A 19646-nucleotide genomic window follows, 5' to 3' on the forward strand; every position below is an offset into this window, starting at 1 on the left:
CGACGACGGAAAAACCGCTCTAAGTGATTCATCGGATTCAGCTTTTGTATTTTATGCGGGATCAAGCCACCCCACAAGTGCATAAAATTTAATCGATGAATTTTTCGATGATTAAAATATAATCACTTGTCTTTTTCATGCACGCGAATAAGTCCCTCCTGCGCAACCGACGCAATCAAAAGCCCGTCACGTGTGTAAAGCGCACCGCGATTGAAACCGCGCGCACCGGAAGCACTTGGCGTGTCCTGCGTGTACAGGAGCCAGTCATCGAGCCGACAAGGACGGTGGAACCACATTGCGTGATCAAGGCTCGCCACCTGCAAATCACGGTCGAAAATGGTGCGTCCATGCGGATGCAGTGATGTATCGAGCAACGTCATATCCGACAGATAAGCAAGGATTGCCGCCTGCAGAGCACGATCGTCGGGCACGATGCCACGCGCACGCACCCAGACATGCTGGCTGGGCGCGAGCTTCTCACGCGAAAAATAATGCTTGAGCGAAACCGGCTTGATTTCAATCGGCCGCTCCTGCTCCCAGTATTTGCGCACGCCTGCAGGGGCGAGGTGGAGATATTCTTCCTTCAGATCGTGATCGCCGACCAGTTGTTCCGGCATCGGCAGGTCTTTCGGCATATCAATCTGATGGCTCAAACCATCTTCATCAATCTGGAAGGACGCAGACAATGTGAATATCGCCTTGCCATGCTGCTTGGCCAGCACGCGACGCGTATTGAAGCTGGAACCGTCACGGATGCGGTCAACCTCATAGACAATCGGAATGGACGGATCACCCGGGCGCACAAAATATCCGTGCAGGGAATGAACGTGCCGATCCGGCTCAACGGTGCGCTGCGCAGCGATCAGCGCCTGACCGATCACCTGCCCGCCGAACACACGCTGCCAGCCGACCTGCGGGCTGTTGCCGCGGAAGAGATCCATTTCAAGTGTTTCGAGATCAAGCGTTTCGAGCAACTGCTGCATCGCAGCGGTTTGTTCGCTTTTCACCACACTCGGTTTTTCATTATCGGACCCAGTCTTTTCATTATCTGACATGGACAGCCTGTCTCCTGAAATCCTATATAGGCAATATATTCTCGGTGAACTGTTTGTGCCTGCACAAGAGAAACTGTCAAGTGGAAGCCTTTGCTTCACCGAAGGGTGATCTGAATATCCGAAAGGAACGAGCGATGTCTTCAACCAGCAGTCAAAAGACAACGGACAAGAACGATCTCATCATTGCAGGCGGCGGTTATGTCGGGCTTGTGACTGCTGTTGCCGTCAAGTCCGCCGCTCCGCATCTTTCTGTAACAGTTATTGATGGCGCACCAGCTGGCGCATGGAAAAAAGACCCACGCGCGTCTTCCATTGCTGCCGCGGCCTCTCGGATGCTCGACAAGCTTGGCTGCTGGCAGGAAATCGTTACCGAAGCTCAGCCCATCACCGAAATGGTTGTCACCGATTCCCGCACATCTGATCCCGTGCGTCCGGTGTACCTCACCTTTTCAGGCGACGTTAACCCCGGTGAGCCGTTCGCGCATATGGTTGAAAACCGCGTTCTCAACACCGCACTTCACAAACAGGCAGAGAAGCTCGGCATCACCTTCATCGAAGGCATGAGCGTCGAGAATTTCGAAACCAATCCGGAATCCGTCACTGTCAAACTGGCAAATGGCGAAACGCTCACGACACGCCTGCTGATTGCTGCCGATGGTGCAAAATCGCGCCTGCGTGACATTGCAGGCATCAAGACGGTCAACTGGGACTATGATCAGTCCGGCATCGTTTGCAACGTCGCCCATGAACGTCCGCATGGTGGTCGCGCTGATGAACATTTCCTGCCTGCCGGTCCGTTCGCGATTCTCCCGCTTCCCGGCAATCGCAGTTCGCTTGTCTGGACAGAACGCACAGCAGATGCCGAACGGTTGATCCGCGAAGATGATTTCATTTTTGAAGCCGAGCTTGAACAGCGCTTCGGCCATCGCCTTGGCGCACTCACTGTCGAAGGGCCACGCCGTGCATTCCCGCTCGGCCTGACACTGGCGCGTGAATTCGTGAAACCACGCTTTGCGCTCGTAGGTGACGCTGCACACCGCATCCATCCGATTGCCGGCCAGGGCCTCAATCTTGGCTTCCGTGATGCAGCAGCCATCGCTGAAGTCATTGTTGAAACCGATCGCCTTGGTCTCGATATCGGCTCTTTTGCGGCCCTTGAACGCTATCAGGCATGGCGCCGCTTCGACACGGTGCAGATGGGCGTCACGACCGATGTGCTGACCAAATTATTCTCCAATGACAATCCGGCAATTCGCACGATCCGCGACATCGGCCTTGGGCTTGTCGACCGCGTTCCAAGCGTCAAATCCTTCTTCATCAAACAGGCAGCAGGACTATCAGGCGATACTCCACGCCTTTTGCAGGGTGAAGCGATTTAAAGCATTTGAGCCAAAATCGGGAACCGGTTTTGCGTTCGGAAATGCGTCAAAACATATAGATCGGGTCAAACGTGCAAAAGGGGCGTTACTTTTCGGGAATAACGCGACGCTTCCTGATGGCAAAAGCTTCAACCTTTGCTAAAAAAGAGCAGGCACTAGCTTAGGCGTCGGGGGACTCGCGAGCATATGCATACGGGTGACAGACTGATAGACAAAGCCATCCGCATGCAGAGCGGCTTATTGTCGGCAGAATTGCTGCACAGATTATCCAAAATCGCAGGCGCTCTGACCGTTTTGGCGGCTATCGCTGTTACAGTGATCTATTCGGTTACGAAACCCGACAACAACTGGGACATGATCCCCTATATCGCCACCGCCATTGAGAACCGATACCCGGATGCGGCGACGCTTCACGAAGAAACATGGCGGCAGGTTGCAGCTGTTACCACGCAAGACGAGATCAACGCTCTGAAATACGCCGGTGACTATCGCCGCGCGCAATGGGAAAGCCCCGATAACTTTCAGTCACAGCTCATCATGTACAGGGTCAAAATCGGCTATGTGCAAATGTTGCGCCTCATCGAGCCCTATACAGGGCTTGTGCTGGGAGGGCATCTCATCAGTCTCGCAGCAGCGATTGCTTCCGGTCTGATTATCCTCGCAATCCTCGCCTATTACAACGCGCTTCAGGCCGGACTTCTGGTCGGGCCCGCCCTTCTGCTGGCAGGCTTTGGACCGATGACGTCTGCTGTCTTTCCAGACATTGTTCTGGCTGCATTTTCCTTTGCGGCCATTTTTGCCCTGATGAAAGAGCGCGACTGGCTCGCATCTGTCCTGCTCGTTCTGTCATTCACGATCAGGCCTGATAATATAATAATGATTTTTGCCCTGCTGATAGCAGCAGTGCTTTTTGGCTGGCGCAAGCTGCCTTTGCTTACGGCATTCGTAGCATCCGTAATCATTGGCCTCGTTATCTCCAGTCGCGCCGGGCATCCCGGCTGGTGGGCACATCTCTATTTCACCTGCATCCAAATGCAGAATTCCATGAGTGACTTCAAGCCGGACTTCTCGCTTCTGCTCCTCATCAAGGCTTATATTCGTGGTGTCATTCTGGCGCTTTATCTCGAAAGCTGGCCTTCAATGCTTTTGGTATCACTGGTGGCGTGGGCGGCAATGGCAAGAACCGGTATCAAGACCACAATTCCTCGGCTCAATGGCATTGTTTTCGCCATGTTCATCGGGATGCTTGGCAAGTTCGTCTATTTCCCGATGCCCTATGACCGCTTTTTCTTCAACATGATCATAATTATGGTTCTGATGCTTTCCCTTGCATGGGCAGCGGATACAAACCGGAAAGTTGCACTGGAAGCAGCAGGGCACCGCCCTATGTGAGGTGTAACCCAAACAGAGGAGCTTCCCATGGACAGAAAAGCAACGGCGGTCTGGAAAGGTACACTCAAGGACGGCAAAGGCACGCTCAACACGCAAAGTGGGGCGTTGAAAGACTTGCCTTACGACTTCAAGGCGCGCTTTGAAGATGAAAGCGGGCGCGCTGGCACCAACCCGGAAGAACTGCTGGGTGCCGCGCATGCTGGCTGTTTCGCAATGCAGCTTTCAGCACTTCTGACCGAGCACGGCACACCAGCTGAGAAGCTGGAAGCCACTGCCACGGTAACGGTCGGCCCCGCATCAGGCGGCGGTTTCGCAATCTCACGCAGCGCGTTGACACTCAACGCCACCATACCCGGGATTTCCGCAGATGACTTTGCAAGTCTCGCCAGGAAAGCAAAGGAATCCTGTCCACTTTCGAAAGCACTTGGTGCAATCGAAGTAACACTGGATGCCAAGCTGGTCTGAGCGATCAATATGAAAAAAGCGGGCCGTGCCCGCTTTTTCTATTCCGGAAGGTGACAGACGGCCTCAATATTGTGCCCGTCAGGATCGGTTACAAAGGCCGCGTAATAATCCGGGTGATAATGCTCACGCAGACCGGGTTTGCCATTGTCGCGTCCGCCAGCAGCAAGTGCTGCCTCATAGAAGCGATTCACTTCGGAACGCGTTCCCGCCGAAAAGGCCACATGCAACACGCCTGCAAGCTTTGAGCCTTTTTGCTTACCGATCCAGAATTCCGGCTTGCCATTACGCCCGTAGCCGACCCAATCACCAAACTCCATCGCCCGCGTGATGCCCAACGGTGCCAAGGCCGCATCATAGAATGCGCGGGATTTTGGCATGCTTGAAATGTTGAAACCGATATGATCGAGCATAGTTCACTCCGAACAAGAAAGCCGTTACAGTTTCTGTACAGTATTTCTATCTCAATGCATTTCTATCGCAATACAATGCATTCAACCAGTGTCTCCAGAAAGCATCTGCTCGCTCTCTGTTTTCCATCACATCGTCATCGACTTTGGATTGCTGCGTAAGATTGTTTTCGGCACTAGACAGTTCCTTTTTCAGGAACGTCATGATCACATCCGAAACATTTCCCTGCCCCATCTCCCGGGTTTCCGCTTTGCGCTGCATTAAGCTTTCAAGCTCCACCGAAAGATCGTTGGAAAGATCCACTGCCCGGCATAGGGTTGGAAAATGCATTGGTGCAATTCTCTCACGCGGGTGCAAGCGTAGCCATTTCAGAGCCATGAGTGGACGCAGGGCGTAGAAAACCTTCTTGATCGCCACACCTTGGCCATCGCCGATTGACCTCTCGAACTGATTCCTAGCCAGATAAAAATAATGTCGAGCTATTCCATTTCGATCACAAACATCGTTGGCAAGAGACAGGAAGGCCGTCCTGAAATCTGGATTAACTTTATAGACAATGGGCGAAGTTAGCCATTCAACGATTACTGCGTTGCCCGCGAGCATCAATTTTAAGGCCTTCGATAATTCCCAACCATTTACATCAATAATCGGCGTCAATGGTGTTTCAATCACATCCCTACGCGGAAATAACGTTAAAGTTTCATCAAAAGAACGTACAAAAACAAAACGACAATCATAGTCACTATCAGGCGAAGGGAAACCCCAAGCGCGACTACCACTTTCAATCGCTAGTGCGACAACCGCTTTTTCATCGCTCTCTACAGCTGCGAGCCGCCTGTCAATTTCAATAACGGCCTCTGGATCAAAATTTTCAGGTAAACTACGCATGCCCCAATCCCAAAATTAAACCGGCTTCACTAAGTGAAGCCGGTTTAATAACAACATTTCGACCTGATAAGGCAATAACGATGATTACACGCGGCGTTCGACCATCATCTTCTTGATCTCTGCAATCGCCTTCGCTGGGTTGAGACCCTTCGGGCAAGTCTGCGCGCAGTTCATGATCGTGTGGCAACGATACAGACGGAACGGATCTTCGAGGTTATCGAGACGTTCGCCCTTGGCTTCATCGCGGCTGTCGATCAGCCAGCGATAGGCCTGAAGCAGCACAGCTGGTCCAAGATAACGATCGCCGTTCCACCAGTAGCTTGGGCACGAGGTCGAGCAGCAGGCGCAGAGAATGCACTCGTAAAGACCATCCAGCTTCTGACGATCTTCATGGCTCTGCAGCCATTCCTTCTGCGGCTCAGGCGAAACCGTCTTGAGCCAAGGCTCGATCGAACGGTGCTGGGCGTAGAAGTTGCTGAGATCCGGCACAAGGTCCTTGACCACCGGCATATGCGGCAGCGGATAAACCTTGATGGGACCCTTGATCTCGTCCATGCCCTTGGTGCAGGCAAGCGTGTTGGCGCCATCAATGTTCATTGCGCAGGAACCGCAAATACCTTCACGGCACGAACGGCGCAGAGTCAGCGTCGGATCGATCTTGTTCTTGATGTAAAGAAGACCGTCGAGCACCATCGGGCCGCAATCGTCGCGGTCGATATAATAGGTATCGATGCTTGGATTTGCATCGTCATCCGGCGACCAGCGATAGATGCGGTACTCCGTTACATTCTTGGCACCATCTGGACGCGGCCAGGTTTTGCCTTCCTGCATACGGGAGTTTTTGGGAAGTGCGAGTTCAACCATTGCTCATTCCCTCGATTAGTAAACGCGCTTTTTCGGCGCGATTTTGGCCAGGCTGATGCCACCTTCATCCTCGGTCGTCAGCGGATCGAGATGAACTGGGCGGTAATCAAGCTTCACTTCGCCATCTGGCGACAGCCATGAAAGGGTGTGTTTACGCCATTCGGCGTCATTACGGTCCGGGAAATCCTCATGTGCATGTGCACCACGGCTCTCGTGACGGGCTTCAGCCGAAACGACTGTCACCATCGCGTTTGCCATCAGGTTTTCCAGTTCCAGTGTCTCCACCAGATCGGAGTTCCAGATCATCGAGCGGTCACTGACCTTGATGTCCGGAAGTTCTTTCCAGATTGCCGACATGCGCTGAACGCCCTGCTTGAGCGATTCATCCGTACGGAACACGGCAGCGTCTTCCTGCATGGTGCGCTGCATCTTTTCGCGCAATTCTGCGGTCGGCGTCGAGCCGTTCGCATAACGAAGGCGATGGAAGCGATCCATGATCTTTTCAACGGCTTCTTCGTTGATGTCTGGGATTTTCGCGGCGCGGTCAATAACCTCGCCAGCGCGGATTGCAGCCGCACGGCCAAACACCACCAGATCGATCAGCGAGTTGGAGCCGAGACGGTTTGCACCATGCACGGAAGCACAACCTGCTTCACCCACAGCCATCAGTCCCGGCTGAACGCGATCCGGGTCTTCCTTGGTCGGGTTCAGCACTTCACCCCAGTAATTGGTTGGAATGCCGCCCATATTGTAGTGAACAGTTGGCAGAACCGGTATCGGTTCCTTGGTCACATCGACGCCTGCGAAAATCTTGGCCGACTCGGAAATACCCGGCAGACGTTCATGCAGAACAGCCGGATCGAGATGGTCGAGATGCAGATAGATATGGTCCTTATTCTTGCCAACGCCGCGACCAGCGCGGATTTCCATGGTCATGCAACGCGAAACCACGTCACGCGAAGCAAGGTCCTTGGCAGAAGGCGCATAACGCTCCATGAAGCGTTCGCCTTCGGAATTGACGAGATAACCGCCTTCACCGCGTGCGCCTTCGGTAATCAGACAGCCTGCGCCGTAAATGCCGGTTGGGTGGAACTGAACGAATTCCATGTCCTGAAGCGGTAACCCAGCGCGTGCAGCCATGCCGCCACCGTCACCAGTGCAGGTATGCGCGGAGGTTGCGGAGAAATACGAACGGCCATAGCCGCCCGTCGCCAGAACCACCATCTTGGCAGAAAAGCGATGGATCGTGCCGTCATCGAGGTTCCAGGCAACAACGCCCGTGCAGACGCCGTCAGTCATGATGAGATCAAGCGCGAAATATTCGATGAAGAACTGCGCGTTGTTCTTGAGCGACTGTCCGTAAAGCGTGTGCAGGATCGCGTGGCCGGTACGGTCCGCAGCAGCACAGGTGCGCTGAACCGGAGGGCCATCACCAAAGTTCTGCATATGGCCGCCGAATGGGCGCTGATAAATCTTGCCTTCTTCGGTACGCGAGAAAGGCACGCCGTAATGCTCCAGTTCGTAAACCGCAGCAGGTGCTTCACGCGCCAGATATTCCATGGCATCGGTGTCGCCGAGCCAGTCCGATCCCTTGACGGTATCGTACATATGCCACTGCCAGCTATCCGGACCCATATTCTTGAGCGACGCTGCGATACCGCCCTGCGCTGCAACCGTATGGGAGCGCGTTGGGAAAACCTTGGTGATGCAGGCTGTCTTCAGGCCCTGTTCGGCCATGCCGAGCGTTGCACGTAAGCCCGCACCACCGGCCCCGACCACGACAACATCAAACTTATGATCAACGAACTTGTAGTTCTTTTCGCCCGCAGCGCCGGCTGCATTGTTTTGTGCACTAGCCATCGGGCTATCAACCTCCGAAGCTCAGCTTGAGGATCGCGTAGACGCAAGCCACACCAACAAACACCGTGAAGAAGGTGTTGAGCATAACCAGCAGGACCTTCATGCCTTCACTGTGAATGTAATCTTCAATAATGACCTGCATGCCAAGACGCATGTGGTAGACGCCGGTCAGCACGAACAGCGCCATCACCAGAGCGGTGAACGGATGCGCCAGAACGGCTTTCACTTCCGCATAGCTTGCGCCATGAAGCGAAATGACCAGACCGATGAAAAACAGAACCAGCGGAACGAGTGCCACAGCACTCACACGCTGAAACCAGAAATGGCCGGTGCCTTCCTTGGCCGACCCCAGACCGCGAACCTTGCCGAGAGGTGTACGCATATCGTTCATGTCAGAACTCCTTTCAGCGCACTGCGAAAGCAACAACCCAGACAAGGATCGTTGCAGGCAGTGAGAAGGCCAGCGTCAGCCAGGCAATCTTGCTGGCCGTGTGCTTTTCAAGTCCGGCGCCCATATCCCAGATGAAATGGCGTATGCCGCCAGCCAGATGGTGCAGCAACGCCCATGTGTAGCCGAACAACACGATATAGCCGATCCACGAACTGTAGACCCAGCTCACGGTTTTGAAAGCATCTTCGCCGATTGCAGCAGCGATCAGCCATGCAGCAAGCAGAAGGGTTCCGAAATAAAGCGCGCCACCAGTGATACGATGGATGATGGACATCGTCATCGTGATCTTCGGTCGATAAATCGACAGATGCGGCGACAAAGGACGCTGACGCGTAACGGTCGGTTGTGTCATGGCTCTCGTGGGCTTCCCTGACGTTTCTACCCGCCTCACCATCAGCCAGTTTTCTTTGGCATAATGAAGCAGATGTGGGCTTGTAAAGAGCCCGGTTGGATGTCGCTCACAACGCAGGAAACAGAATTTTTCGATCCTGCGCCGGCACGACCCAGAAAATGTGGCTGGATCGTGTCGCACGACCCTATCTGGCGCTTTCTACTGCGCTTTTACCCTCTCGTCAAAGAAGCTTTTTCACGAAAAGACTAACAATTGGTCGCACCTTAGCGACACAATCGCGTGATTGCGGCATTCAAACGATTGAAGTCAGAGATTCCTAAAAACATGTGTAATTTCATCCACTTTTGCGGATGAAGCCTAGTTGCCGAAGCGAATCACATAGCTCGACCAGTCAGCGGCGGTCGCGATCTGCTCATAAAGCTTGCGGCCGTCTTCGGGTATGCGCGGCGCATTGAGCACCAGCTTCGACCAGCTGCGCTCCTCTGCCTTGTCGGCAAGCAAATCGATGAGCGCCTTGGCAATGCCTTTACCGCGATGATCGTGATGCACATAGATATGGTCCACCTGCCCTGCACGAAGACCGGATACCGGCTCCGGGAGGTCGTAGAAGATCACAAAGCCAACGAGGTCGCCGTCAACGCGAGCGCCCAGAATCTCGGTGGCACGGTCCTGCAGCAAATGCTCTGCATAAAACTCATCCGGACGACGCGGCGCACCGCGCTTCAATGCCTGCGCATAGCTTGCAAGCAGCGGCGCGAACTCATGGGCATCGCGCAAATGAAGAAGCGCAATATCGACGGCATGATCTACGGTCATGTGTAATCTTTCCCCAGAGCATATTACCGTCAGATGGGATCATCTGACGTCGTAAAAATGCGACCAAACAAACACACCAGAGCGACTGCCATGTCTTAAAGCGCATGCAGGCCGCCTTGGAAAACGGCTTCCCGAAATCGGGAATGTTTCAATTGTAGCCAGCACCGCCACCAAAGGTAAAGCTGTGTTGGAATAATTTCGTGGTTCTCGTGAAGACAACAGGTCGGCGCAGATCAGCTCAGCCTGCGGCCATTGTTTAAGCCTCGAAACTCGACCACATTGTCATCGAGCATCATCGGCAGCGCTGTACGGACACAGTTACGGCCATTCTTCTTGGCTTCGTAAAGCGCGCCGTCTGCACGTTTGTAAACATCGGAAAAGAAGTCATCAAACTCCATTTCTGTGACACCAAAACTCACCGTGAAGCTCACATCACCCGCAACGCCGGGAAGCGTGATATCGGCACAGGCCAACCGCGCCCTCTCTGCAAACCGCCATGCCGACTGGATCGTATGGCCAGGGAGCAGGACTGCAAATTCCTCGCCGCCCATGCGCGCGGCAATCCCCCCCTTGGAGGCCGCCGAACGGCGCAATTCATCGGCAAAAGCCGCAATTACCCGATCACCAAGAGCGTGCCCATGGGTGTCATTGATCGACTTGAAATAATCGATATCGCAGACAATGAGCGACAGCGCCTGTCGCATACGCTTTGATTTATCAATCAAAACTTCCGCCCTGAACTCAAACCCACGCCTATTGAGAAGACTTGAAAGCTGATCGGTTTCCGAGCGAAGCGTCACATCGGAAATCAATTCGCCCATGAGGCTCAGCAAAAGCAGCAAGCCCCCTGCAACCGAAAGCCCGGCACCGATCGATTGCACCAACAACGCATAGTCTGTTCGAACATAGTCGTCTGGATTAACACCAACCCCGCCCACCAACGAGGCCAGGATTGGCTTGAGCAGAAAATGAATGGCGCCGATCGTGAACAGCCCCGCCATCAGCCCATCAAGCACTCCCCAAGACCGCCCAAACGGACGGCTTTGGGCACGTGTGTTTGAACGCCCGCGCATCACAACCCAGACGGCAACCATCAATGTCAGGAAATAAGGCACCTGATACAGAATTTGGCCAATCATCTCACTGCGCGCAATGTCGTAAATGCCGTAGACCAGCGACAGTGATCCGATCAGAAGTCCCCCAAGCGGCCACCATGGAACAGGCGACGAATACATACGCGCAAGCCCGATTACCAGACAGGCCAGCGTCATGAAATAAGCGGCAAATGCCAGCATATAGCCAAGCTTTTGACTTGGGATCGATGGCATCAGCAGTTCTATGAGGAAGTAGAGCATCGCAAAAACGAAGCCCATGGCAAAAACCGGCGCAGCAGCATTGTCGCGTGCAAAGGCCGCAATGCCAAGAAAGGTGAAAACAAACAGACCTGAAACGGTCATGTTGATCAGGAGTATGAACTCTGCTCCGTCCATCCGCGCTTTCCGGCATATGCCTGCGAACCATTCTATAGGCCCGCATCCCCCAAAACCGACTAGAGCGCGTTTCGATCTGATTGGATCAGATCGGCGCTCTAAATATTTGATTTAAAGCGCATCTTTGTCCAAAAACCGTTTCACACTTTTCGGAATGCACTCTAACCGACAAGCCTCCTCGCTTCAGCCAAGCTGAAGAAACACTTGTCAACCCGAAAGCATTATACATTCAAAGCATAAAAATGCAGCTAATTTAGTAAGTAAAAGTCTCATTTCAGGCGCCGCTCCAAGCACGAAAAAGCCGCCGGATTACTCCGACGGCTTTTCCAAACTTGCTTAAACGCTCTCGAAAGAAAGATTAGTTCCAGTCGCGGATGTCCACGAAATGACCGGCGATAGCAGCGGCCGCGGCCATGGCAGGTGACACCAGATGCGTGCGGCCCTTGAAGCCCTGACGGCCTTCGAAGTTGCGGTTCGAGGTCGAAGCGCAACGTTCACCCGGCTTAAGCCGATCATCATTCATCGCGAGGCACATCGAGCAGCCCGGCTCACGCCAGTCGAAACCGGCCTCGATGAAGACCTTATCCAGACCTTCCGCTTCTGCCTGTTCTTTCACAAGACCCGAACCCGGAACGATCATGGCGCTCACGCCAGCGGCAACTTTCTTGCCTTTTGCCATGCGTGCAGCATCGCGCAAGTCTTCAATACGGCCATTGGTGCAGGAACCGATAAAGACGCGATCAATCGTGATGTCCGTCATCTTGGTGCCTGGCTTCAAGCCCATATAGTCGAGCGCACGCCACTTCGATGCCCGCTTGGTTTCGTCCTTGATCTCGTCAGGGTTCGGAACGATGTCGGTAACAAACACCACATCTTCCGGTGACGAACCCCAGGAAACGACCGGCGAAATCTTGGCGGCATCCAGCTCGACGATCTTGTCGAAATGTGCACCTTCATCCGAATGCAGTGTCTTCCAGTAGCCAATTGCCTGCTCGAGGGTTTCACCCTTTGGTGCACGTGGCTTGCCTGTGATGTAAGCGAAGGTCGTCTCATCAGGCGCGATCAGGCCAGCGCGCGCGCCGCCTTCAATCGACATGTTGCAGACCGTCATGCGGCCTTCCATCGACAGCGAGCGAATGGCGCTGCCCGCATATTCGATCACATAGCCTGTGCCGCCAGCCGTGCCGATCTCGCCAATGATTGCGAGCGTGATGTCCTTGGCGGTGACGCCCGGAGCCAGTTCGCCATCAACACGCACCAGCATGTTCTTGGCCTTCTTCTGGATCAGTGTCTGCGTTGCCAGAACGTGTTCGACTTCCGATGTGCCGATGCCATGCGCCAGGGAACCGAAGGCGCCGTGAGTCGAAGTATGACTGTCGCCACAGACAATCGTCATTCCCGGCAGCGTAAAGCCCTGCTCAGGGCCAACGATATGGACAACGCCCTGACGTCTGTCACGCTCGGAATAATATTCAACGCCGAAATCAGCAGCATTCTTGGCCAGAGCTTCGACCTGAATACGGCTTTCCTCGTTCTTGATGCCGTTGATACGGTCCGGCGAGGTCGGAACATTGTGATCCACAACAGCCAGCGTCTTTTCCGGATGACGCACTTTGCGGCCCGTCATGCGCAGACCTTCAAAAGCCTGCGGGCTTGTCACTTCGTGCACAAGATGGCGATCAATATAAAGGAGGCAGGTACCATCATCCTGCTGATCCACTACATGGTCGTCCCAGATCTTGTCATAAAGTGTACGCGGCGCGCTCATTGCGAGAGTTCCTTTGAATAGTTCTTAATTTGAGCTGTCATATGCACCTGCCTTGGCGTTTCGTCAAGAAACACAAACCGTAACAGGGTGTCGCAGTAACAATCTTGCGTAATTAAGGCAGATTTATGCAATATGTTACGCAGCCTTTTGGCTTTTGCAAATAAAAAAGGCGGCCCGAGGACCGCCTTTTTCAGATTCTTGCGAAAACTGGCTTATTCAGCAGCAGTCTTTGCAGCTTCTGCCTTAGCAGCAGCGGCCTTGTCGGCTTCGCGTTCTGCCTTGGTGCGGTTGTCTTTCTTCTCAGCAATACGTGCAGCCTTACCGGTAAGGCCACGAAGGTAGTAAAGCTTCGCGCGACGGACTTTACCGCTGCGAACGAGCTCAACGCCTTCTACGATTGGCGAATAAACAGGGAATACGCGCTCTACACCTTCGCCATAAGAAATCTTGCGAACGGTGAAGTTTTCGTTGATGCCAGCGCCCGAACGCGCAATGCAAACACCTTCATAGGCCTGCACGCGGGTACGTGTACCTTCGGTAACGCGAACCTGAACGCGAACCGTGTCACCTGGCTGGAAATCTGGAAGCTTGCGCTTTTCTTCAATCTTTGCTGCCTGTTCGGCTTCAAGCTGACGAATGATATCGGTCATCGTCTTATTCCTTCTGAATTCTTCTCAAACAGTCAGAGCGCTCTGCACTTGCCACCAAGCAACCTTGGCCTTGTGGCTATGCCCAAAGAATCAGGCAGGAGCGGTACACCATTTATTGGTTTACGGACGTCTCGGACTGTCCCCGAACCGGATATTACGATGTCGGGTTTCCTTGAACTGGCGCGGCAATACACCATTGCTGCAAATGAATCAATATCGGGGAGCGAAATAACGATCAGCTGCCAATGCGTCCCAGATGGGTATCATTAAAGCCGGTCCCGTATTTGAGGCCGAGGCCAAGCGCACGATCAACGCCGATATGCACCGCCCAGATTAGCGCAATCGCAAAGCAGAGCGGCCAGTTCATCGCCCAACCCAGCACAGACAGCAATACAACCCCGATCCAGCTATGCGCAATATTATAGACGACCGCACCTGTACGCGGTCCTTTCATATAAGCGAAGAAAGACAGATCGGGCACAAGAATGAGAACTGCAAAAAGCCACCAGCTCACGCCGCTTATCCAATATGCACCAAGCGCCAACAGCGCCAGGGAAAGACTTTCGAGCCGCTGGATCAGGTTCATTTGCGTTTAACCTCTCGATAGGCTTCCCAAAGATCAGGACGCCGTTCCTTTGTGATACGCTCTGCCTCTTTATGCCGCCATTTATCAATCGCGCCATGATTACCCGATGTCAGGATTTCAGGAATGGAACGCCCTTCCCAAACCTGCGGACGCGTGTAATGCGGATGTTCCAGAAGCCCGGTCTCGAAGCTTTCTGTTTCACCCGATTCCCGATTGCCCATGACCCCTGGAAGCAGCCTTACAATAGCATCGAGCAACACGATCGCCGCCGTCTCGCCACCCGACAGGATATAGTCACCAATCGAAATTTCTTCGAGCTCACGCCCCTCGATCACCCGTTCGTCGACGCCCTCGAAGCGACCGCAAAGAATGATGGCACCTGGACCTTCCGCCAGTTCGCGGACGCGTTTTTGCGTCAGCGGCGCACCACGCGGGCTCATCAGCAACATGGGACGGTCGTCGCCAACCGAATCGAGCGCCCGCGCCACCACATCCGGCTTCATCACCATGCCTGCGCCACCACCCGAAGGCGTGTCGTCAACCATGCGGTGCTTGCCTTCTGCAAAGTCACGGATCTGCACTGTATCAAGCGACCATGTGCCTTCGGCAAGCGCCTTGCCAGCCAGAGAAATACCCAAAGGTCCGGGAAACATTTCGGGATAAAGGGTCAGCACGGAAGCATGAAATGTCTGCTCGGCATTATCCGTATCAGGCAGGTCGATCATGACTTCTTCGGCCGCTTCTTTTCGTTTTGGGACTCTTCCTCGTCGCGAAGCGGATTATCGGTTTCGTCTGCGATCAATCCCGCCGCATACGGATCGACACGAATGATGCCTTGCTCAAAATCGATCTCCGGCACCGCTGCTTCGGTAAAGGGGATCAGCATCGGGCGCTTGCCCTTGAGGCTAAGTTCGATCAGATCGCCACCGCCAAAATCGAAAAGGGCGCTGATAACACCATAAGACTTACCGTCTGCATCCAGCGCTTCAAGGCCAATCAGATCGGTCTGAAAAAACTCGTCCTCGTCAAGCTCGTCATCCGGCAATTGCGAACGATCAATGAAAAGCTCCGTCCCGTTCAGCGCTTCGGCTGCGTTGCGGTCGTTGATGCCCTTGAAGCGCACCACAACTACAGTCTTCGCCGAACGCGCCTCAAGCACCTCATAGGCTTTGCCTTGTGCATCATAGAGCTGGCCATAATCAGCAATGGCCAGAGGATCGTCAGTATATGTCTTGACCCGGACTTCGCCGCGTATGCCATGGGCGGCTCCGATAACGGCAAGCTGGATCGGGTTCTCTGGGCGCGACATGAAAATTTCCATAATTTAAGGGCTGTTTTATACCGCTTACTCAATTTCCCGGAGAAACGCCAAGAAAAACGAAAAGTTGGGCATTTACTGCCCGGCAACCTATCGCTGGCAGACTATAATCAACGCAATGCGAGAGCGAATCCCGAAGATGACGACACAGAGCGAAATCCTGATCCCTGCCCGCGCCGATCTTGCGGCCGCGCGCGAGGAATGGCTGAAAACGCTTAAAGATATGCGTCGTCTTTCGGATAACACGCTCGAAGCCTATGAGCGCGACACGCGCCAGTTTCTGCATTTCCTCACCCATCATCTGGGTGAGCCACCCTCGATCAAGGATGTCGGCAATCTGCGTGTCGCTGATCTGCGTTCATTCCTTGCCAATCGGCGCAATGAGGGCGTTGGGGCTCGCACGCTGGGCCGTGGTCTTGCCGGTGTAAGATCGCTGCTGCGGCATCTGGAAAAGCGTGGTCTGGTCAATGCAGCCGGTGCAAGTGCCATACGCGCGCCCCGCCAACCAAAATCTCTGCCAAAACCACTAACCGCCGAAGACGCCAGGCGCGTGGTTGCAGCCGATGGGCAAATGGCGGAAGAACCATGGATTGCCGCGCGCAACGCAGCCGTCCTGACCTTGCTCTACGGTTGCGGCCTGCGCATTTCGGAAGCGCTTGGTCTTGCCGGTGATGCGCTCAATGACGCGTCCGCCCTCTCGATCTCGATCACCGGTAAGGGCGGCAAGGCGCGCATGGTGCCACTGCTTCCAGCAGTGCACCGTGCCGTTGCACAATATCGTTCGCTTTGTCCGTTTGACCTTTCTGCCGACAAACCGCTGTTCCGCGGTGCAAAAGGTGGCATTCTTCACCCAGCAATCATCCAGCGAGAAATGCAGAAGCTCCGCGCGGGTCTTGGTCTGCCCGATACCGCAACTCCACATGCGCTGCGCCACTCCTTTGCGACACATCTTTTGGGTCGCGGCGGCGATCTCAGGACCATTCAGGAATTGCTCGGTCATGCGAGCCTGTCGACAACGCAGGTCTATACCGGCGTCGATACGGCACGGCTTCTCGATGTTTATGACAAGGCGCATCCGCGCGCCTGAAAATTGCCATTCCATATCGCGCCCGACCACCTATATTCTCTTTATGAAAAAGCTGTTCCTGCTGTTTGCCTGTGCCCTCTTCGCAAGCTCGATCCATGTTCGTGCCGAGGAAACTTCCGCGACCTGCACCACACGCGGGGTCAATCTGCTTGACGGATTGGACAAGAAAGATCCCAAACTCTGGGAGAAGCTGCGGGAAGACACAGAGAATATTCCCAACCACAAAGGCATTATCTGGAAGATAGAGAAAGATGGACTGCCCCCCTCCTATCTCTTTGGCACCATTCATCTCAGCGACCCGCGTGTGATGACATTGCCAGACGCTGCCGCAAAGGCCTATGCGTCCGCTGAAACCATTGTGATTGAAGCCACCGACGTTCTTGACCAGAAAGCGCTTCTGCGGCTCAAGCTCGAACAGCCCGAGCTCATGCTTTTTACCGATGGCTCGACGTTGCAATCGCATATGCCACCCGACCGCGTGGTCGAAATCACCAGGAAGCTCGAGGCGCGCGGCATTGTTCTTGGCGCTGTCGCCAAAATGAAGCCCTGGATCGTCAGCAGCCTGCTGGCACTTCCCAAATGCGAACGGGAGCGAAAGCTGCGCGGCGAAGCTTTTCTCGATGGTCAGCTCGCGGGTGATGCCGAGGAAGAAGGACGCCCCGTTGAAGGGCTGGAGACAGCAGCCGAACAACTGGGTGCCATGAACAGACTTCCGCTTGATTTTCATATGCGCAATCTGATCGCGACTGCCGACTTTGGTGACGCAATCGAAGACACCACAGAGACAATGATCGCTCTTTATCTTCAGGGCGAAACCGGAATGATCATGCCGGCTCTGCGCAAAATCGCTCCCGGTGATCTGACCGATGAGGATTACGATCTTTTCCAGAAAGTCATGCTCACCGACCGCAACCACATCATGGCGGAACGCGCAGCCCCGCTGCTTGAGAAAGGCGGATTGTTCATTGCTGTTGGTGCGCTGCATCTGCCCGGCAAAGAAGGCCTGATCGAATTGTTGCGCGATAAGGGCTATCGCGTCACAGCGATGTAAACCGGAACAATCGCTGCTTGCTTGTGTTAAACTTTCCAGTGGTTACAACCAACGGGAGGAGAGCAAATGGTTGACCCACTCGATCCACGCAACAATCCGGCTCGCAGGCCGTCACAACCCAGAGGAAGTAGCGGCATTTTGCTCGCAGTTATCCTGATCGCTGCAATTCTGATCCTTGGTTATTTCTTTTATCTCAGCGGCAGTAGCACTGACACGACAGCACCGCCACCGCCCGCAGCACAGGGCGAAACAACAATACCACCCGTGACTCCGCCAGCACAGAACTGACAAAAAAGGCCCGCTTTCGCGGGCCTTTCTACTTGCCGAATTTAATCAGCAATTACATATGGATTGGCTTGGCGAAAGTTGCCAAAGCCGATTCACGCACGGCTTCCGACATGGTTGGATGCGCATGGCAGGTGCGTGCGAGATCTTCGGACGAACCACCGAACTCCATCAGAACAGCCAGTTCGTGGATCATTTCACCAGCATTGTAGCCGAGGATATGCGCGCCCAGAACACGATCCGTCGCTTTATCGGCAAGGATCTTCACAAAGCCGTCCGTGTGCTGCATGGCGCGCGCGCGGCCGTTTGCCGTGAACGGGAACTTGCCGATCTTGTATTCGATGCCAGCAGCTTTCAGCTCTTCTTCGGTCTTGCCAACGGAGGCTACTTCCGGCTGCGTGTAAACAACACTCGGAATGACGTCGAAGTTTACGTGTCCTGCCTGGCCCGCGATGATTTCGGCAACTGCGATACCTTCGTCTTCAGCCTTGTGTGCAAGCATAGGGCCCTGAACCACGTCGCCGATGGCATAGATGCCTTCGACATTGGTGCGCCAGTGACCATCGATTGCAACGCGACCGCGATCATCGACATTGACGCCAGCTTCCGCAAGACCCAGACCATCGGTGTAAGGACGACGGCCGGTGGAAATGAGAACCGCATCGGCCTCGATCGTTTCGGCATCGCCACCCTTGACTGGCTCAAAAGTCACTTTCGCGCCCTTACCAGTCTTTTCAACACCGGTCACTTTTGCGCCGAGCTTGAAGGCAATGCCCTGCTTTTCGAGAAGACGCTGGAACTGCTTGGAGACTTCGCCGTCCATCGCGCCAAGTACCTTGTCGAGATATTCGACAACGGTCACTTTCGCACCGAGACGTGCCCAGACAGAACCAAGTTCCAGACCGATCACACCACCGCCGACAACAACCAGATGACCCGGAACCTTGTCGAGTGCGATCGCACCGGTCGATGACAGGATGACCTTCTCGTCAATATCGACCTTGACGCCCGGAATGCCTGCAACGTCCGAACCGGTTGCAATGATGATGTTCTTGGCTTCGATTTCCTGAACACTGCCATCTTCAGCTGTTACAGAAACCTTGCCCTTCGCAACGATCTTGCCAGTGCCGATGTAAGGCGTGATCTTGTTCTTCTTGAACAGGAATTCGACGCCGGACGTATTCGACTTCACGGTCGCGTCCTTGTGGGCCATCATTTTTTCAAGATTAAGCTTCGGCTTGCTGATTTCGACGCCGAGCGTATCGAAAGAATGACCGGCTTCAGCAAATACTTCGGATGCGTGCAGCAGCGCCTTTGAAGGAATGCAGCCGACATTGAGACAAGTGCCGCCAAAGGTCTTGCGCTTTTCCACGACAGCCACAGAAAGGCCGAGCTGTGCAGCCTTGATTGCGGCAACATAGCCGCCAGGGCCGGTACCGATGACAACCACATCGTAAGACATTGAATTATCCTTCTTCAGT

General features: G+C 54.2%; 21 protein-coding genes. 6 read left to right on the top strand and 15 right to left on the bottom strand.

Annotated features, from left to right (window positions below; all coding sequences use genetic code 11):
• Window positions 1-122 precede the first annotated feature (122 nt).
• A complete protein-coding gene (gene tesB, locus CEV33_RS12620) occupies window positions 123-1055 on the bottom strand; it encodes an acyl-CoA thioesterase II (RefSeq protein WP_094540806.1) in 933 nt (310 codons plus the stop codon).
• Between the two features lie 134 nt (window positions 1056-1189).
• Between tesB and CEV33_RS12625 the strand changes: the two genes are divergently transcribed.
• The 3 genes from CEV33_RS12625 to CEV33_RS12635 all read left to right on the top strand — a co-directional run bounded on the left by CEV33_RS12625 (window position 1190) and on the right by CEV33_RS12635 (window position 4291).
• Entirely contained in the window at window positions 1190-2434 is a 1245-nt protein-coding gene (locus CEV33_RS12625) for a ubiquinone biosynthesis hydroxylase (protein WP_094540950.1), read from the top strand.
• Window positions 2435-2620: 186 nt separating this feature from the next.
• Window positions 2621-3826 (top strand): hypothetical protein, encoded by a 1206-nt coding sequence (locus CEV33_RS12630; protein ID WP_094540807.1) that lies wholly within the window; start codon window positions 2621-2623, stop codon window positions 3824-3826.
• A 27-nt stretch (window positions 3827-3853) separates the two neighbouring features.
• A complete protein-coding gene (locus CEV33_RS12635; protein WP_024898542.1) occupies window positions 3854-4291 on the top strand; it encodes an OsmC family protein in 438 nt (145 codons plus the stop codon).
• A gap of 38 nt (window positions 4292-4329) precedes the next feature.
• Here the strand turns inward: CEV33_RS12635 and CEV33_RS12640 are convergent, their stop codons facing one another.
• The 13 genes from CEV33_RS12640 to rimM form a co-directional block, all read right to left on the bottom strand.
• Complete coding sequence (locus CEV33_RS12640; protein WP_094540808.1) at window positions 4330-4701, bottom strand: VOC family protein; 372 nt, start codon at window positions 4699-4701, stop codon at window positions 4330-4332.
• A 46-nt stretch (window positions 4702-4747) separates the two neighbouring features.
• Entirely contained in the window at window positions 4748-5587 is an 840-nt protein-coding gene (locus tag CEV33_RS12645; RefSeq protein WP_094540809.1) for a nucleotidyltransferase domain-containing protein, read from the bottom strand.
• A gap of 84 nt (window positions 5588-5671) precedes the next feature.
• The gene (locus tag CEV33_RS12650; protein ID WP_024898540.1) at window positions 5672-6451 is read right to left on the bottom strand and encodes a succinate dehydrogenase iron-sulfur subunit; all 780 of its coding nucleotides are present in this window, start codon (window positions 6449-6451) and stop codon (window positions 5672-5674) included.
• Between the two features lie 15 nt (window positions 6452-6466).
• Window positions 6467-8311, bottom strand: coding sequence for a succinate dehydrogenase flavoprotein subunit (gene sdhA, locus CEV33_RS12655; RefSeq protein ID WP_094540810.1), 1845 nt, complete (start codon window positions 8309-8311; stop codon window positions 6467-6469).
• Between the two features lie 7 nt (window positions 8312-8318).
• On the bottom strand, window positions 8319-8702 hold the full coding sequence (gene sdhD / locus CEV33_RS12660) for a succinate dehydrogenase, hydrophobic membrane anchor protein (RefSeq protein ID WP_094540811.1): 384 nt from the start codon (window positions 8700-8702) through the stop codon (window positions 8319-8321).
• A gap of 13 nt (window positions 8703-8715) precedes the next feature.
• Entirely contained in the window at window positions 8716-9114 is a 399-nt protein-coding gene (gene sdhC / locus CEV33_RS12665) for a succinate dehydrogenase, cytochrome b556 subunit (RefSeq protein WP_024898537.1), read from the bottom strand.
• Window positions 9115-9471: 357 nt separating this feature from the next.
• Window positions 9472-9930 carry a GNAT family N-acetyltransferase gene (locus CEV33_RS12670; RefSeq protein ID WP_094540812.1) on the bottom strand — a complete coding sequence of 153 codons (459 nt, stop codon included), beginning with the start codon at window positions 9928-9930 and terminating at the stop codon, window positions 9472-9474.
• Between the two features lie 233 nt (window positions 9931-10163).
• Window positions 10164-11420: a GGDEF domain-containing protein gene (locus tag CEV33_RS12675; RefSeq protein ID WP_094540813.1), complete on the bottom strand. Its 1257-nt coding sequence runs from the start codon at window positions 11418-11420 to the stop codon at window positions 10164-10166.
• Between the two features lie 358 nt (window positions 11421-11778).
• Window positions 11779-13188, bottom strand: coding sequence for a 3-isopropylmalate dehydratase large subunit (gene leuC, locus CEV33_RS12680; RefSeq protein WP_094540814.1), 1410 nt, complete (start codon window positions 13186-13188; stop codon window positions 11779-11781).
• Window positions 13189-13400: 212 nt separating this feature from the next.
• On the bottom strand, window positions 13401-13838 hold the full coding sequence (rplS, locus tag CEV33_RS12685) for a 50S ribosomal protein L19 (RefSeq protein WP_094540815.1): 438 nt from the start codon (window positions 13836-13838) through the stop codon (window positions 13401-13403).
• Between the two features lie 235 nt (window positions 13839-14073).
• Window positions 14074-14424 carry a DUF4260 domain-containing protein gene (locus CEV33_RS12690; RefSeq protein WP_094540816.1) on the bottom strand — a complete coding sequence of 117 codons (351 nt, stop codon included), beginning with the start codon at window positions 14422-14424 and terminating at the stop codon, window positions 14074-14076.
• Entirely contained in the window at window positions 14421-15149 is a 729-nt protein-coding gene (trmD, locus tag CEV33_RS12695; RefSeq protein ID WP_094540817.1) for a tRNA (guanosine(37)-N1)-methyltransferase TrmD, read from the bottom strand. The genes CEV33_RS12690 and trmD overlap by 4 nt, the downstream gene beginning before the upstream one ends.
• Complete coding sequence (gene rimM / locus CEV33_RS12700) at window positions 15146-15733, bottom strand: ribosome maturation factor RimM (RefSeq protein ID WP_094540951.1); 588 nt, start codon at window positions 15731-15733, stop codon at window positions 15146-15148. The genes trmD and rimM overlap by 4 nt, the downstream gene beginning before the upstream one ends.
• A gap of 148 nt (window positions 15734-15881) precedes the next feature.
• Here rimM and CEV33_RS12705 point away from each other — a divergent pair, with 148 nt between their 5' ends.
• The 3 genes from CEV33_RS12705 (at window position 15882) to CEV33_RS12715 (ending at window position 18168) form a co-directional block, all read left to right on the top strand.
• Window positions 15882-16829 (top strand): tyrosine recombinase XerC, encoded by a 948-nt coding sequence (locus CEV33_RS12705; protein ID WP_094540952.1) that lies wholly within the window; start codon window positions 15882-15884, stop codon window positions 16827-16829.
• A 43-nt stretch (window positions 16830-16872) separates the two neighbouring features.
• On the top strand, window positions 16873-17880 hold the full coding sequence (locus CEV33_RS12710) for a TraB/GumN family protein (RefSeq protein WP_094540953.1): 1008 nt from the start codon (window positions 16873-16875) through the stop codon (window positions 17878-17880).
• A 66-nt stretch (window positions 17881-17946) separates the two neighbouring features.
• Window positions 17947-18168, top strand: coding sequence for a hypothetical protein (locus tag CEV33_RS12715; RefSeq protein ID WP_094540818.1), 222 nt, complete (start codon window positions 17947-17949; stop codon window positions 18166-18168).
• Between the two features lie 52 nt (window positions 18169-18220).
• Here CEV33_RS12715 and lpdA read toward each other — a convergent pair whose 3' ends face one another.
• Window positions 18221-19627 (bottom strand): dihydrolipoyl dehydrogenase, encoded by a 1407-nt coding sequence (gene lpdA / locus CEV33_RS12720; protein ID WP_094540819.1) that lies wholly within the window; start codon window positions 19625-19627, stop codon window positions 18221-18223.
• Window positions 19628-19646 lie beyond the last annotated feature (19 nt).

Source organism: Brucella grignonensis (assembly GCF_002252505.1).
GTDB lineage: Bacteria > Pseudomonadota > Alphaproteobacteria > Rhizobiales > Rhizobiaceae > Brucella > Brucella grignonensis.

What these genes read in the sequence shown, in the direction of transcription:
- tesB (WP_094540806.1), bottom strand. Translation starts at nt 1,055, where the DNA reads ATGTCAGATAATGAAAAGACTGGGTCCGATAATGAAAAACCGAGTGTG.
- CEV33_RS12625 (WP_094540950.1), top strand. Translation starts at nt 1,190, where the DNA reads ATGTCTTCAACCAGCAGTCAAAAGACAACGGACAAGAACGATCTCATC.
- CEV33_RS12630 (WP_094540807.1), top strand. Translation starts at nt 2,621, where the DNA reads ATGCATACGGGTGACAGACTGATAGACAAAGCCATCCGCATGCAGAGC.
- CEV33_RS12635 (WP_024898542.1), top strand. Translation starts at nt 3,854, where the DNA reads ATGGACAGAAAAGCAACGGCGGTCTGGAAAGGTACACTCAAGGACGGC.
- CEV33_RS12640 (WP_094540808.1), bottom strand. Translation starts at nt 4,701, where the DNA reads ATGCTCGATCATATCGGTTTCAACATTTCAAGCATGCCAAAATCCCGC.
- CEV33_RS12645 (WP_094540809.1), bottom strand. Translation starts at nt 5,587, where the DNA reads ATGCGTAGTTTACCTGAAAATTTTGATCCAGAGGCCGTTATTGAAATT.
- CEV33_RS12650 (WP_024898540.1), bottom strand. Translation starts at nt 6,451, where the DNA reads ATGGTTGAACTCGCACTTCCCAAAAACTCCCGTATGCAGGAAGGCAAA.
- sdhA (WP_094540810.1), bottom strand. Translation starts at nt 8,311, where the DNA reads ATGGCTAGTGCACAAAACAATGCAGCCGGCGCTGCGGGCGAAAAGAAC.
- sdhD (WP_094540811.1), bottom strand. Translation starts at nt 8,702, where the DNA reads ATGAACGATATGCGTACACCTCTCGGCAAGGTTCGCGGTCTGGGGTCG.
- sdhC (WP_024898537.1), bottom strand. Translation starts at nt 9,114, where the DNA reads ATGACACAACCGACCGTTACGCGTCAGCGTCCTTTGTCGCCGCATCTG.
- CEV33_RS12670 (WP_094540812.1), bottom strand. Translation starts at nt 9,930, where the DNA reads ATGACCGTAGATCATGCCGTCGATATTGCGCTTCTTCATTTGCGCGAT.
- CEV33_RS12675 (WP_094540813.1), bottom strand. Translation starts at nt 11,420, where the DNA reads ATGGACGGAGCAGAGTTCATACTCCTGATCAACATGACCGTTTCAGGT.
- leuC (WP_094540814.1), bottom strand. Translation starts at nt 13,188, where the DNA reads ATGAGCGCGCCGCGTACACTTTATGACAAGATCTGGGACGACCATGTA.
- rplS (WP_094540815.1), bottom strand. Translation starts at nt 13,838, where the DNA reads ATGACCGATATCATTCGTCAGCTTGAAGCCGAACAGGCAGCAAAGATT.
- CEV33_RS12690 (WP_094540816.1), bottom strand. Translation starts at nt 14,424, where the DNA reads ATGAACCTGATCCAGCGGCTCGAAAGTCTTTCCCTGGCGCTGTTGGCG.
- trmD (WP_094540817.1), bottom strand. Translation starts at nt 15,149, where the DNA reads ATGATCGACCTGCCTGATACGGATAATGCCGAGCAGACATTTCATGCT.
- rimM (WP_094540951.1), bottom strand. Translation starts at nt 15,733, where the DNA reads ATGTCGCGCCCAGAGAACCCGATCCAGCTTGCCGTTATCGGAGCCGCC.
- CEV33_RS12705 (WP_094540952.1), top strand. Translation starts at nt 15,882, where the DNA reads ATGACGACACAGAGCGAAATCCTGATCCCTGCCCGCGCCGATCTTGCG.
- CEV33_RS12710 (WP_094540953.1), top strand. Translation starts at nt 16,873, where the DNA reads ATGAAAAAGCTGTTCCTGCTGTTTGCCTGTGCCCTCTTCGCAAGCTCG.
- CEV33_RS12715 (WP_094540818.1), top strand. Translation starts at nt 17,947, where the DNA reads ATGGTTGACCCACTCGATCCACGCAACAATCCGGCTCGCAGGCCGTCA.
- lpdA (WP_094540819.1), bottom strand. Translation starts at nt 19,627, where the DNA reads ATGTCTTACGATGTGGTTGTCATCGGTACCGGCCCTGGCGGCTATGTT.